The 14,090-nt window shown below is 71.3% G+C and carries 8 protein-coding genes; 4 read left to right on the top strand and 4 right to left on the bottom strand.

The features are described 5' to 3' along the window. Window positions 1–18 precede the first annotated feature (18 nt). Window positions 19–1,503 (top strand): MocR-like transcription factor YczR, encoded by a 1,485-nt coding sequence (yczR, locus tag LSF15_RS13165; RefSeq protein WP_232498998.1) that lies wholly within the window; start codon window positions 19–21, stop codon window positions 1,501–1,503. 115 nt (window positions 1,504–1,618) lie between these two features. On the opposite strand, the gene LSF15_RS13160 is transcribed toward yczR, so the two are convergent. Next, a complete protein-coding gene (locus LSF15_RS13160; protein WP_232498997.1) occupies window positions 1,619–3,040 on the bottom strand; it encodes an aldo/keto reductase in 1,422 nt (473 codons plus the stop codon). Window positions 3,041–3,155: 115 nt separating this feature from the next. On the opposite strand from LSF15_RS13160, the gene LSF15_RS13155 reads away from it, so the two are divergent. Both LSF15_RS13155 and LSF15_RS13150 read left to right on the top strand, forming a co-directional pair. Continuing rightward, window positions 3,156–5,480: an esterase-like activity of phytase family protein gene (locus LSF15_RS13155; RefSeq protein WP_232498996.1), complete on the top strand. Its 2,325-nt coding sequence runs from the start codon at window positions 3,156–3,158 to the stop codon at window positions 5,478–5,480. A 146-nt stretch (window positions 5,481–5,626) separates the two neighbouring features. Further along, on the top strand, window positions 5,627–9,031 hold the full coding sequence (locus LSF15_RS13150; RefSeq protein WP_232498995.1) for an efflux RND transporter permease subunit: 3,405 nt from the start codon (window positions 5,627–5,629) through the stop codon (window positions 9,029–9,031). An 85-nt stretch (window positions 9,032–9,116) separates the two neighbouring features. Here LSF15_RS13150 and LSF15_RS13145 read toward each other — a convergent pair whose 3' ends face one another. Both LSF15_RS13145 and LSF15_RS13140 read right to left on the bottom strand, forming a co-directional pair. After that, window positions 9,117–10,541, bottom strand: coding sequence for an RNA polymerase sigma factor (locus LSF15_RS13145; RefSeq protein ID WP_232498994.1), 1,425 nt, complete (start codon window positions 10,539–10,541; stop codon window positions 9,117–9,119). A 4-nt stretch (window positions 10,542–10,545) separates the two neighbouring features. Next, complete coding sequence (locus LSF15_RS13140; RefSeq protein ID WP_232498993.1) at window positions 10,546–10,980, bottom strand: YciI family protein; 435 nt, start codon at window positions 10,978–10,980, stop codon at window positions 10,546–10,548. A gap of 268 nt (window positions 10,981–11,248) precedes the next feature. Here LSF15_RS13140 and LSF15_RS13135 point away from each other — a divergent pair, with 268 nt between their 5' ends. Next, a complete protein-coding gene (locus LSF15_RS13135) occupies window positions 11,249–11,680 on the top strand; it encodes a DUF1801 domain-containing protein (protein ID WP_232498992.1) in 432 nt (143 codons plus the stop codon). Window positions 11,681–11,860: 180 nt separating this feature from the next. On the opposite strand, the gene LSF15_RS13130 is transcribed toward LSF15_RS13135, so the two are convergent. Then, window positions 11,861–14,080 carry a heavy metal translocating P-type ATPase gene (locus LSF15_RS13130; protein ID WP_372460002.1) on the bottom strand — a complete coding sequence of 740 codons (2,220 nt, stop codon included), beginning with the start codon at window positions 14,078–14,080 and terminating at the stop codon, window positions 11,861–11,863. Between the last annotated feature and the right edge of the window lie 10 nt (window positions 14,081–14,090).

Raw genomic sequence — 14,090 nt, 5'->3', positions numbered from 1 at the left:
TGCGATAAAGTGGCTCGCATGGCGGAGTCCACCCTCAGTGCCCGTGCCCTCGATACCCTCCTCGGCGAGTGGCGCGGCGCCGGCAGCGCCTATCAGGCGCTCGCCGAGCGCGTGCGCCTGCTCATCCTCGATGGGCGCATCCCCGTCGACACCCGGCTGCCCGCCGAGCGCGACCTCGCCGAGCGGCTCGGGCTCAGCCGAACGACCGTGACGGCGGCCTACCGCGAGCTGCGCGAGCACGGGCTCGTGCTGAGCGTGCGGGGTTCGGGCAGCGTCGCACGGCTGCCGGGCATCCCCGCGACCCTGCCCGCGCCGCCCGACGCCGAGTACATCGACTTCTCGAAGGCCGCCCCGCCCGCGTTGCCGTGGCTGCCCGACGTCGCGCGTGCCGCGCTCGACGACCTGCCGGGCCAGCTCGCCGACTCGGGGTTCGACCCCATCGGCACCCCGGCACTGCGCGCGGCGATCGCCGACCGCTACACCGCGCGCGGCCTGCCGACCACGCCCGAGCAGATCATGGTGACCATCGGCGCGCAGCACGCGATCGCCCTGCTGTCACGGGCGCTCGTCGGGCGAGGCGACCGCGCCCTCATCGAGGCACCGACCTACCCGCACGCGTACGAGGCCCTGCGCGCGGCAGGCGCGCGGCTCGTCCAGGTCTCGGTCACGCCCGCCGACGCCGATCCCCACGACACCGATCCGTTCGATACCGACCGCCTCGACACCGACCCCGACGACCTCGACGACGAGGTCGAGGCCATGACCCGGGCCATCCGCCATTCGAACCCGGTCGCCGCGTACCTCATGCCCGACTTCCAGAACCCCACCGGGCGCTCGATGAGCGTCGGCACGCGCGAGCGAGTGCTCGACGCCGCCGCTCGCCAGGGCACCGTCGTCATCGCCGACGAGACCATCGCCGAGCTCGACATCGATCGCGCGACATCGTATCTGCCGCTCGCCGCGTACGGCGACGCGGTCATGGTCGGCTCCGTCGGCAAGACGGTCTGGGGCGGCATGCGGGTGGGGTGGATCCGTGCCGACCGGCCGCTCATCCGGCGCCTGCTCTCGGTGCGCTCGCCGGGCGATCTCGGCACGCCCATCATCGAGCAGCTCATCGTGACGCGCCTGCTCGAGCGCATGGACGACATCCTCGACCTTCGCCGCGAGCAGCTGCGCACCGGCCGCGCTCGGCTCGAGGGGCTGCTCGCCGACGCGTTCCCCGACTGGCGTGTACCGCATGTCGATGGCGGCATCGTGACCTGGGTCGGCCTCGGCGCGCCCGTGAGCTCGCAGCTGGCGCTCGCCGCTCGCGCGCAGGGCCTCATCATCGCGGCAGGGCCGCGATTCGGCATCGACGGTGCGTTCGAGCGGTTCCTGCGGTTGCCGTTCTGCTATCCGGCCGAGACGACGGATGCCGCGGTGCAGGCACTCGCGCGAGCGTGGCGTTCGCTCTCGCGGACGCCGGTGCCCGAAGACCAGGGCCTGCTGACGTCGGTGGTCTGACGCGATCCCCGCTCGTGCGCGTGTTCGGTAGGCGGAGATTCTCCGGCGCCCGCGTCACCGAGGTCTACGCGTCAGCTTCGCGGACGACTCGGCTCGTGGTGATCCGGACCCGGCATCAGGTCCAGTCGCGCGCGCCGCGCGCAGCCCAGTAGACCGCCGGATCCACGGCGAGCGCGGCGAGGGCTGCGACATCCGTCGACGGGGCTCGCGACGCGAGGTTCGAGTCGAGCTGGCGGCGCGTGACCGCACCCGAGAGCACGAGGTCGCACCACGACTGCGACCGGGCGGCGCCGATCGCGAACGCATCGATCGACTGCCCATCGGATGCCGCGAAGTCGGCAGCGGCTGGCTCGCCGGCCGCGCCCGCGGGGCTCAGCCGGCCGTTCGCGACCGCCTCCTTGACCACCACGAACCATCCGGCGTCATGCGCGCGTGCGAGTGCCGGGCCGGCCGACGGCTCGAGCAGGTTCCACGTCGCCTGCACCGCGCTGAACGGTGAGTTCTCGAGCTCGCGGGCGGCGTCGAGCGCATCGCCCTGGCGCGGCCCGCTCGTCGAGATGCCGACGCGCACCCCGGTCGTGGCGAGCGCGCGCAGGCGATCGAGCAGGGCCGCGTCACCGAGGGCCGGGCTGCCGGGCGTGAGCGAGTGGATCAGGTACAGCCCGGGCGCGGCGCCGAGCGCGGCGAGCGTCTCGGGCCACTGCCGCTCGAACATCGGGAGTGAGTGCTCCTTGCGCTCGTGCACCTCCGCGTCCATCTGCCATCCGCCGACGTATTCGTAGCCCCACTTCGACTCGATCGTGAGCTCGGCGCGGCGCTCGGGGTGCTCGGCGAGCCACGAGCCGAGGAACTCCTCGGCGAGACCGTACGAGCGGGCCGCATCGATGAATCGGATGCCACGTGCCCATGCCGCGTCGAGCATGTCGTGTGCGTGCTTCCGCATCACGGCGACGGTGCGGTCGCCGCCGAGGTCGAGCCGACGGCCGGTGGTGATGTACGCGGGGCGCCCGAGCGCGGCCAGGCCGAGCCCGATCGGGGCGAGGCCGCTGCGCACCATCCGGATCACGCGCACGCCCTCCTCCACGCTCGCCATGCCATCGGCGACGAACCCGTGCTTGCGGTAGAAGGCCTGCGCCCGCGGGTTCGGGTCCGCGACCCAGAGCACGGCCGATTCCCTCCGGCCGAGAACCGCATCCAGCAGGGCGGCGCCCGCACCCGAGCCGTGCTCGACCTCGACGACGTACAGCACGTAGAGCTGCGCGTCCCACGGCCCCTCGGCGTCCTGCGGAGGGGCCGTCATCGCGATGCCGATGACCTCGTCGCCGCGCTCGGCCACAGCGACGCGGTTCGCGCGGTAGCGCTCGTCGGTGAGGACGGTGGTCCAGAACCGTTCGCGAAGCCGCGGCAGCTCAGGATCATCGAGGACCTCGTCGCGCATCAGCCCGCGATACGCCTCGCGCCACGATCGCACGTTCACGCGCGCCATCTCGGCCGCGTCCGCGGCTCGCGCGGCCCGAATCCTCAGCGGGGAGACCATGGCCGAACCCTACTCGTCGGACTCGCGACATCCGTTCACCTCGCGGCAACCGCGCTGTCGCCGGGCGGGAGCACGCTGACCGGGTACATCTCTCACCCGACAGGAGCATCTCCGCATGAAGCGAGCAACACTCGCCCGGTGCACGGCCGCGGCCGCCGCATCCGTCGTCGCACTCGGCACCCTCGGCGCCGTGCCGGCCCTGGCAGCCGACCCAGCACCCGGGTTCGCGCGCACCGCGACCTACCCCGTCTACCTGAACGTGCCCGCCGGCGTCGACCCGGCCGACGAGACGGTCGCCGAGATCTCGGCGGCGTCGCCCGATGGCAAGACGGTCGTGTACACCGACGCGCTCGGCAAGCGCATCGGCTTCCTCGACGTCACCGACCCGGGCTCGCCGGTCGGGCTCGGCACCGTCTCGCTCGCCGAACTCGGCCACGAGGACGACCAGCCCACCTCGGTCTCGATCGTCGGCGGGCACGTGCTCGTCGTCATCGACGAGACGGGTGGCGCGTTCACCGCTCCGAAGGGCCGGCTCGACGTGCTGCGGCTCTCCGATCGCGAGCGGGTGGCGAGCATCGACCTCGGCGGCCAGCCCGACTCGATCGCCATCTCACCCGACGGCACGTACGCCGCGATCGCCATCGAGAACCAGCGCGACGAGGACATCGAGGTCGACGGCGTCGAGGGCGGCATGCCCCAGGCTCCGGGCGGGTTCGTGCAGGTCGTCAAGCTCACGCCCTCGAAGCCCTCGAACTGGAAGGCGCGGCCCGTCGCATTCGACACCCGCGCCGCGCAGGCGATCCTCGCCGACGCCGGACTCTACGGCGCCACCGACCCCGAGCCCGAGTACGTCGCGTTCTCGAGCGAGGGCGAACTGGCGGTGACGCTGCAGGAGAACAACGGCATCGCGCTCATCGACGTGCGCACGGGCAGGCTCACGGGCGCCTTCTCGACGGGCACCGTGACCGCCGACGGCTTCGACACCGACGACGACAAGGTCATCAGCGCGACCGACTCGCTCGTCGACGTGCCCCGCGAGCCCGACTCGCTCGGCTGGGTGGGTGCGAACCTCGTCGCCACGGCGAACGAGGGCGACCTCTTCGGCGGCACGCGCGGCTGGTCGATCTTCGACGTGCGCACCGGCGAGGTCGTCTGGGACGCAGGCAGCTCCTTCGAGCAGCTCGCGGTCGCGCACGGCGTCTACAACGACGGCCGGGCCGACAACAAGGGCCCCGAGCCCGAGGGCCTCGCGATCGCCGAATTCGGTGGCACGACGTACGCGTTCGTCGCGAGCGAGCGCAGCAACATCGTGGTCGTCTACGACCTCACCGACCCGACGAGCCCCGAGTTCGTGCAGACCCTCTTCGCGACGAACGGCCCCGAGGGCATCCTGCCGATCCCGTCGCGCGACCTGCTCGTCGTCTCGAGCGAAGAGGACGAGGCGTCGGCCGGCGTGCGTGCGGCGGTGAACGTCTATGCCTTCGGTTCGGATGTCGCGAGCCGGACGAGCATCGTGAGCGACTCGGTCGACGGCGAGGCGATCGGCTGGCTCGCGCTCAGCGCCCTCTCGGCGAACCCGGCCGACCCGGGCACGATCTTCGCGGCCAGCGACAACGCGCTGAAGCCGTCGACGATCTTCACGGTCGACGTCACGGGCGCCCAAGCCCGAATCACCGATTCGCTCGTCGTGACGCACGGGGGCAGCCCCGCGAACCTCGACGTCGAGGGCCTCTTCGCCCGCCCGCAGGGCGGCTACTGGCTTGCGAGCGAGGGCGCCGCCGGCGCCGCGAACTCGCTCGTGCGCACCGATGCCGCGGGAGCGGTGGTCGAGACCGTCGCGCTGCCCGCCGAGATCACCGCGCACATCGGCAAGTGGGGCCTCGAGGGCGTCACGGCGACCACAGACGCTTCCGGCGCCGAGGTCGTGTACGTGGCCGTGCAGCGCCCGCTGTGGAGCGACCCCGCCGGGGCGGCCGAACCCATCGACGGCGACGGTGTGACCCGCATCGGCCGTTACGACGTGGCGAGCGGCGCCTGGACGTGGTTCGGCTACCAACTCGAGGCGACCTCCGCGGCCGGTGACTGGCTCGGCCTGTCCGAGATCACCGCCGTCGACGCCGACACTCTCGCGGTGATCGAGCGCGACAAGCTCAACGGGCCGCGCGCGGCGATCAAGCGCGTCTCGACCGTCGAGGTCGGCGGTGTGACGGGCGTGACGGGCCTCGGGGCTCCGGGCGGACTCCCCGTGCTCGAGAAGACGGTCGCGATCGACGTGCTGCCCGAACTGCAGTCGATCGACGGCTGGACGCAGGAGAAGCTCGAGGGCCTCACCATCGGCGGCGACGGACAGGTGTACGCGGTGACCGACAACGACGGTCTGAACGACGCGACCGGAGAGACGGTGTTCCTGCGCCTCGGATCGGCGGCAGAGCGCTTCTGAGCCGAGCGCGCTCGGCATGCAATCCGGGTGGCGGACGACGAGCGTCGTCCGCCACCCGTTCGTCGATTTCGCTCTCAGCGGGGGAGAACCCCCGAAATTCGCCGGCCGGTGACATTCGCGGGGGTCGCGGCTGCGAGAATCGACCAATGCATCTGCTCGCCGCGCTCAGCATGAAGAACCGCGCGCTCATCGCGCTGGTCACGGTCGTCGTCGCGATCTTCGGCGGCATCTCGCTGACGAGCCTCAAGCAGGAGCTCGCGCCGTCGATCGCCTTCCCGCAACTCTCGATCGTGACGAGCTACCCGGGGGCGTCGCCCGACATCGTGAACACCGACGTCTCGACGCCGATCGAGACCGCGATCCAGGGCATCACCGGGCTCGAATCGACCTCGACCACGAGCTCGACGGGCCTCTCACGGGTCACCGCGAGCTTCACCTACGGCACGGACCTCGCCTTCGCGGAGCAGAAGCTGCTCTCATCGGTGAACCGCATCGCCGGCCAGCTTCCCGAAGACCTCGACCCCCAGGTCATCGCGCTCAGCCTCGACGACTTCCCCGTGCTGCAGATCGCCGTCACCGGGGTCGACGACATCAGCTCCCTCTCCGACGAGATCGAACGCACGACCCTCGCCGAGATCACCGACGTCGACGGCGTGCGCGACGCGACGCTCATCGGCGAGATCGGCCAACGCGTCACGATCACGCCCGACCCCGTTCAGCTCGCCGCGTTCGGCATCACCCAGCAGGCCATCCGCGACGCGCTCGCGCAGAACGGCCTGCTCGTACCGGCCGGCTCGATCACCGAGGGCGACTCGACCTTCGCGGTGCAGACGGGCGCGCGGCTCGGCAGCGTCGATGAGATCGCCGAGTTGCCGGTGGTCGGCGCGACCCAGCAGCAGCCGGCGCCCGACGCCGGCGGCGGTGCCGAGGGAGTCGAAGGGCTTCCCGACACCGGTGCCGGGGTTCCGGGCGTCGACGCTGCCGTCGGCGCGGCGACGACGGTCGCGGTTCCCGTGGCCGCGACGATCGCCGACGTGGCGACCGTCGAACTCGCCGACAACCCGGTGACGAGCATCTCGCGCGTCGACGGCGAGCCCGCCCTCACGATCTCGGTCACCAAGCTGCCCGCCGCGAACACCGTCGAGGTGTCGAACGCCGTCACGGCGCTGCTGCCCGACCTCGAGGCGTCGCTCGACACCACGAATCCCGGCGCGTCGTTCACGGTCGTGTTCGATCAGGCGCCCTACATCGAGCAATCGATCGAGTCACTCGCGACCGAGGGCCTGCTCGGCCTGGTGTTCGCAGTGATCGTCATCCTGGTGTTCCTGCTCTCGATCCGGGCGACGCTCGTCACGGCGATCTCGATCCCGACGTCGGTACTCGTCACGTTCATCGGTCTGCAGGCGGCCGACTACACCCTCAACATCCTGACGCTCGGCGCGCTCACCATCGCCATCGGCCGAGTCGTCGACGACTCCATCGTCGTCATCGAGAACATCAAACGCCACCTCGTCGACGGCGTCGACAAGGCCGCCACCATCGTGCACGCGGTACGCGAAGTCGCCGGAGCCATCACCGCGTCGACGATCACCACGGTCGCCGTGTTCGTGCCGCTCGCGTTGGTCGAGGGCGTCACGGGCGAGCTGTTCCGCCCGTTCGCCTTCACCGTGACGATCGCGCTCGTCGCGTCGCTGTTCGTGTCGCTCACGATCGTGCCCGTGCTCGCATACTGGTTCCTGAAGCCCGCGAAGCTGCACAAGCACGAAGACGAGGCCGAGCTCGCGGCGGCCGCGTTCGTCGACGACGTGTGGCTCGCGCCCGAACTTCGCGGACCCGACGGTGAGGCCGGCCTCGGTCGTTCCGCGGGCGACGCGGATGCGACATCCGCTCGCCCCGCGCCCGCCGCTGCGACCGCGACGTCTGACGCGCCGGCCGCCGTCGGGGCATCCGATCGGCCCGCCCGCGCCGGCACCGTCGACGAACTCGAACACCCGTCGCGCCTGCAGCGTGGCTACCTTCCGATCATCGAGTGGACGCTCAAGCACGGCGTCGTGACCATCATCGTCGCGGTGCTCATCCTCGCCGGCACGGTCGCGCTCACGCCGCTCATGAAGACGAACTTCCTCGGATCGTCAGGGCAGAACACGTTCCAGGTCTCGCAGGAGCTGCCCGTGGGTACGAGCCTCGACGCCATGGATGCGGCATCCGAGCCCGTCGAAGACGCGATCCGCGGCACCGAGGGCGTCGAGATCGTGCAGACCTCGATCGGCACCGGCTCGAGCCCGCTCGCGGCGGCATTCGGCGGGGGCGGCGCGACGATCACCTACTCGGTCACCACCGATGAAGACGCCGATCAAGAGGCGCTGCAGGCCTCGGTGCGCGAGTCGGTCGACGAGCTCGACGACGTCGGCGAGGTCACTCTCACCGCGGCGAGCGGGTTCGGCGCGTCGAACGACATCGAAGTCGACATCACCGCGTCGAACGCCGTCGACCTGCAGACGGCAACTGACGCCGTCGTCGACGAACTCGGCGGCGTCGACTCGATCACCCAGGTGTCGTCGAACCTGTCGGAGTCGCGCCCGTACATCGCCGTCGAGGTGAACCGAGCGGATGCCGCGGCCGCAGGCTACTCCGAGGTCGCGCTCGGTGGCTTCGTGTCGGCCGCGATGGCGCCGCAGACCGCTGGTTCGGTCGTGATCGACGAGAAGACGCTGACGATCTACCTGGCCACCGAGAATCCGCCGACCACGATCGCAACGCTCTCAGCGCTCGAGGTGCCGACGCCCACTGGGCTCGTGCGGCTCGACACGCTCGCGACCGTGGCCGAGGTCGACGGGCCCGCCTCGGTCACCACCGTGCAGGGGCTGCGCAGCGCGACCGTGTCGGCGACCCCGTCGGGCGACGACCTCGGCACCGCGAGCACCGCCGTCTCGTCGGCCGTCGCCACGGTCGACCTTCCCGCGGGAACGACCGCGTCGCTCGGCGGCGTCACCGCCGACCAGACCGAGTCGTTCTCGCAACTCGGCATCGCGCTGCTCGCGGCGATCCTCATCGTGTACATCGTCATGGTGGCGACGTTCCGTTCGCTGCTGCAGCCGCTGCTGCTGCTCGTGTCGGTGCCGTTCGCGGCAACCGGTGCGATCGCGCTGCAGGTCATCACCGGGATCCCGCTCGGCGTCGCATCGCTCGTCGGCGTGCTCATGCTCGTCGGCATCGTCGTCACGAACGCGATCGTGCTGGTCGACCTCGTGAACCAGTACCGCGACCGGGGCATGAACGTGCGCGACGCGCTCGTGCACGGGTCATCCCGACGCCTGCGGCCGATCCTCATGACCGCGCTCGCGACGATCTTCGCGCTGCTGCCACTCGCGCTCGGCATCACCGGCACCGGCGGCTTCATCTCGCAGCCGCTCGCGCTCGTGGTGATCGGCGGCCTCGTGTCGTCGACCGCGCTCACCCTCGTGGTGCTGCCCTCGCTGTACGACCTCGTCGAGGGCGGGCGCGAGCGTCGGCGCGCGAAGCGCGAGGCCCGGGTCATCTCGGCGGGTTGAGGAGGGAGCGAAGCGACCGTCTCGAAACCAGTGAGTGCGGGGCGGGCTTCGAGACGGCGCTGACGCGCCTGCTCAACCCACGGGGTCAGGCGCGGGCGTCGAGCGCCGCGGCCTTGGCGAGCAGGGCGTCGCGCTCGCGCTCGTTGCCCGTGAGGCGCGCCGCGAGCTCGAGCTCGGTGCGCGCCTCGGCGGTGCGGCCGAGCCGTGCAAGCAGTTCGCCGCGAACCGCCGGCAGGGGCGCGTAGCCGGCGAGCCTGCCTCCGCCCGCGAGGTCGTCGACGATGCGCAACGCCGAGGCCGGCCCCGTCGACATCGCCACCGCGACGGCCCGGTTCAGCTCGACCACCGGTGACGGTGCGAGGCGCCCCAGCGCCTCGTAGAGCAGCGCGATGCGGGCCCAGTCGGTCTCATCGGCCGTGGGCGCGATCGCATGGCACTCGGCGATCGCCGCCTGCAGCCCGTACGACGCCCGACCCCGCCCGATGCGGTCGGCGCGAGCGAGGGCGGCAGAGCCCCTGGCGATCTGCGCACGGTCCCACCGGGAGCGGTCCTGCTGGTCGAGCGGGATCGGCGTTCCGTCACGCGCCGTGCGCGCCGCGAAGCGCGACGCGGTGAACTCCATGAGCGCCACGAGCGACTGCGCCTCGGGCTCCTTCGGCATCAGCCCCGCGACGACGCGCGCGAGCCGCAGGGCCTCGGCCGAGACATCCGGTCGCACCCACTGCTCGCCCGAGGCGGGAAGGTATCCCTCGTTGAAGATCAGGTAGAGCACGCTCAGCACCGATCCGAGACGCTCGGCGTACTCGTTCGGCTCGGGCACCTCGAACGGCACCTTCGCCGCGCCGAGGGTCTTCTTCGCGCGCACGATGCGCTGCTGGATCGTCGCGGTCGGCACCAGGAACGCCCGCGCGATCTCGTCGCTCGAGAGGCCGCCCACGATGCGCAGCGTCAACGCGATCTGCGCCTCGCGTGAGAGCACCGGGTGACACGAGACGAAGATCAGTCGCAGGATGTCGTCGTCGATCGTGTCGGGGTCCCAGAAGGTGTCGGATGCCTCGCCGCCCTGCTGCTCGAGGTCGCGGGCCATCGCCGCGTAGCGCTCGTCGAGCCGCTCGCGCCGGCGCCAACCGTCGATCGCGCGGCGCTTCGCGACCGCGGTGAGCCAGGCTCCGGGGTTGCGCGGGACGCCCTCGTCGGGCCACTGCTTGAGCGCCTCGACGAGGGCCTCCTGCGCGAGATCCTCGGCCTGGCCGACGTCGCCCACGAAGCGCGTGAGGGTCGCGACGATTCGCGCCGACTCGATGCGCCACACCGCGGCGATGGTGCGTCGGGCACGGTCGGCGGCGTCGGCGTCCGCCGCATCGACCGCGCCCGGGACATCCGTCGCATCGATTCCTTCCGGGGGTGCTTCTGCGCCATCCACACCGCGTGTCGCGGGCGGATCTGGCGGGAATGCACCCCCGGAACGATTGGGGGAAACGGATGCCCCGCCAGCCGGGTCGGTCGTCATGGGATCAGCCGTTCGTGCCGGCGGCCTTGCCCTCGAGCTCCTCGCGCCAGCCGGCCTCCTTCTGGATCCACTCGTTGTCCTGCGGGAAGTCCTCGAGTTCGTTGACGCGACGCACCTCGAGGCGCGTACCGGGGCCGAGCGGGCAGCGCTTGGCCCACTCCGCGGCCTCCTCCTTGCTCGAGACCTGGATGATCCAGAAGCCGTTGAACAGTTCCTTCGCCTCGGCGTAGGGGCCGTCGGTGACCACGGGCGGGGTCGAGTCGAAGTCGACGACGAAGCCCTCCTTGGCGTCGGCGAGCCCCTCGCCGGCGAGCAGCACGCCCGCCTTCATGAGCGACTCGTTGTACGCGCCCATCGCGGCGATGATCTCGGTGAAGTCGAGCTCGTCGTATGCCGCGTAGCCCTCGTCGTTGGCCCGCATGATCAGCATGTACTTCATGGTCGTCTCTCCTTGTTCGGGAGCGAGCGTGAGTGCCCGCCTCACTTCGACGTCGAACAGGGATGGGCCGGATCGACATCGATCGAGAAATTCTTTCGACCCATGCTGGCATGACGCTCGCTGGGCGTCACGGGCCGCGCCCGAGTGCGTCCACGGCGCAGGATGAGCGGGGTGGCGCCCTCGCATAGGCGTGGTGGCGGGGCTGTGGTCCTGCATTGCGAATGAATGCCCGAGCACGGGACATCCGTCGCAGGGGCAGAATGGTCGCATGGAACGCACCGACACCGACGTCGACACCTTCCTCAGGGGCGTCGAGGGCAGGCAGGGCGACGATATGCGTGCGCTCGACGAGTTGATCGCCGCCGAGCTCGCGGGGCTCGAGCGGGTGATGTGGGAGGGTCCGATGTGGGGCGGCACCGACCAGCTCATCGTGGGGTACGGCGGAATCAGCCAGCCGCGGCCGCGCGGCGCTTCGGTCGAGTGGTTCCTCGTGGGCCTCGCCGCGCAGCAGCGGCACCTGAGCATCTACGTGAATGCCGCCGAGGACGGCGCCTACCTGGTGAAGGCGGCGGCCGATCGGCTCGGCAAGGTCAAGGTCGGCTCGGCGGCGATCACGTTCGCGACCGCTGCTGACGTCGACCTCGACGCGTTGCGCTCACTGCTGTGCCGGGCGCGCGAACTCACGCCCGACGCGCGTTGACGTCGGCGCCTCCAATCTTCACGCCGGAGTGACGCTGTTCCGCTGGAGTATGCGAATTCGATCACTCCAGCGGAACACCGGACTCTGGTGCGTGCCCGGCGGCGACGGTCGCGTGGCGGGAGGGAGCCCCCGCGACCGGCCCGAGCAGCGGATGTCCCGGGCGGTGGCCGTCGCCGCGGCTCAGCGCGCCCGGGCGAGCACCGCGCGCGTCGACGCCTCGGGCCGCAGGTCGAGCCGGCGCAGCAGCTGCGCGTTCGCGGCGACGATGATCGTCGAGAGCGACATCAGGATCGCACCGACCGACATCGGCAGCACGAACCCGACTGGCGCGAGCACGCCCGCGGCGAGCGGCACTGAGATGAGGTTGTAGCCCGCGGCCCACCACAGGTTCTGCTTCATCTTGCGATAGCTCGCGCGGGACAGCTCGATCACCGAGAGCACCGAACGCGGGTCGGATGACGCGAGGATGACGCCGGCCGACGCGATCGCGACATCCGTGCCTGCGCCGATCGCGATGCCGACATCGGCCTGCGCGAGTGCCGGAGCGTCGTTCACGCCGTCGCCGACCATGGCGACCGACAGCCCCTCGTGCTGCAACTCCTGCACCTTTGCGGCCTTGTCTTCGGGGCGCACCCCGGCGAAGACCCGGTCGATGCCGAGCTGCGCGGCGACCGTGCGAGCGACGGGTTCGGCGTCGCCCGTGATCATGACGACCTGCACGCCCAGCGAGCGCAGCGCGTCGACGGCCTGCTTCGATTCGGGGCGCACCTCGTCGGCGAGCGCGATGGCGCCGGCGACCTCGCCGTCGATGAGCACGTGCAGCACCGTCGCCCCGGCCTGCGCCCACGCGACGGATGCCTCGAGCGGGGGCCGACCCACGAGCTCGAGCATGCCCGGCCCGCCGACCTGCACGATTCGCCCGTCGACGCGCGCCCTCACGCCGATCGCGGCGGACGCCTCGAAGTCGTGCGCTGGTCGGCCGGCGACGCCGCGTCGGGCGCCCTCGGTGACGATCGCCTTGGCGAGCGGGTGCTCGGAATCGCCCTCGGCGCCCGCCGCGAGGGCGAACAGCTCGTCGATGCTGAGCGCGTGGCCAGGGGCGACCGCGGCGTTCGTGACGGCGGGTTCGCCCTTCGTGAGCGTTCCGGTCTTGTCGAACAGCACGGCCTGCACGGTGCGCATCGTCTCGAGGGCGAGGCGGTCGGTGATGAGCACGCCGCCGCGGGCCGCCCGCTCGGTCGCGATCGACACGACGAGCGGGATCGCCAACCCGAGTGCGTGGGGGCAGGCGATGACGAGCACGGTGATCGTGCGGATGACGGCATCGTCGGGGCTGCCCGCGAGCGTCCACGCGATCGCGGTGACGGCGGCGGCGCCGAGCGCGAACCAGAACAGCCACCCTGCGGCACGGTCGGCGAGGCGCTGTGCGCGCGAAGTCGACGCCTGAGCCTGCGCGACGAGTCGCTGGATGCCCGCGAGCGCGGTGTCGTCGCCGACCGCCGCGACGCGCACCCGCAGGGCGGTGTCGGTCGCCACGGTGCCCGCGACGACCCGGTCGCCGGGGCCGCGGCTCACCGCGACGGACTCGCCCGTGATCATCGACTCGTCGACCGCCGCGGTTCCGTCGACGACCTCGCCGTCGGCTGGAACGCGTCCGCCGGGACGCACGATCACGAGATCGCCGACCTGCAGCGCCGAGGGGGCGACCGTTTCGATGACGGATGTCCCGTCGCCCTCGTCGGTCGAGCCCGCCGAGACCACCCGTTCCGCCTCATCGGGGAGCAGCGCCGCGAGCGCGTCGAGCGCCGATGAGGTCGCCGCGATCGAGCGCATCTCGATCCAGTGGCCGAGGAGCATGATCACGATCAGGAGCGCGAGCTCCCACCAGAAGTCGAGGCGGTGGTCGAGCAGGCCGAGCGTCGCACCGAGCGACGCGAAGTAGGCGACGGTGATGGCGAGGCCGATGAGCAGCATCATGCCGGGCTTGCGGGCCTTGAGCTCCGACCAGGCGCCGGTGAGGAACGGGCGGCCGCCCCAGAAGTACAGCACCGTGCCGAGCACGGGGGAGATCCACGGGATCAGCGGGTTGTCGGGCAGGGAGTAGCCGATGATGTCGGCGAACATCGGGCTGAACAAGATCGTGGGCACCGCGATGACGAGCATGATCCAGAACAGGCGGCGGAACTGGCCGACGTGGTCGCCGTGGCCGCCGCCGTGCCCGGCGTGCATGTCGTGTCCGGCGTGCATGTCGTGTCCGGCGTGCATGTCGTGTCCGGCGTGCGCGTCGTGCCCGACGTGCGCGTCGTGCCCGTTCGGCACGGTGTCGGTCGCGTGCATTTCGTGAGCGTGGTGGCCGTCGCCGTCGTCACCATGGTGCTCGTGCATGTCGTCGCGGGTCATGTTCATAGTG

It is taken from the genome of Agromyces humatus (assembly GCF_021228295.1).
Lineage (GTDB): Bacteria > Actinomycetota > Actinomycetes > Actinomycetales > Microbacteriaceae > Agromyces > Agromyces humatus.
Note: the sequence above shows the minus strand (reverse complement) of the source record. Positions and strands in the feature narration are given on the sequence as shown.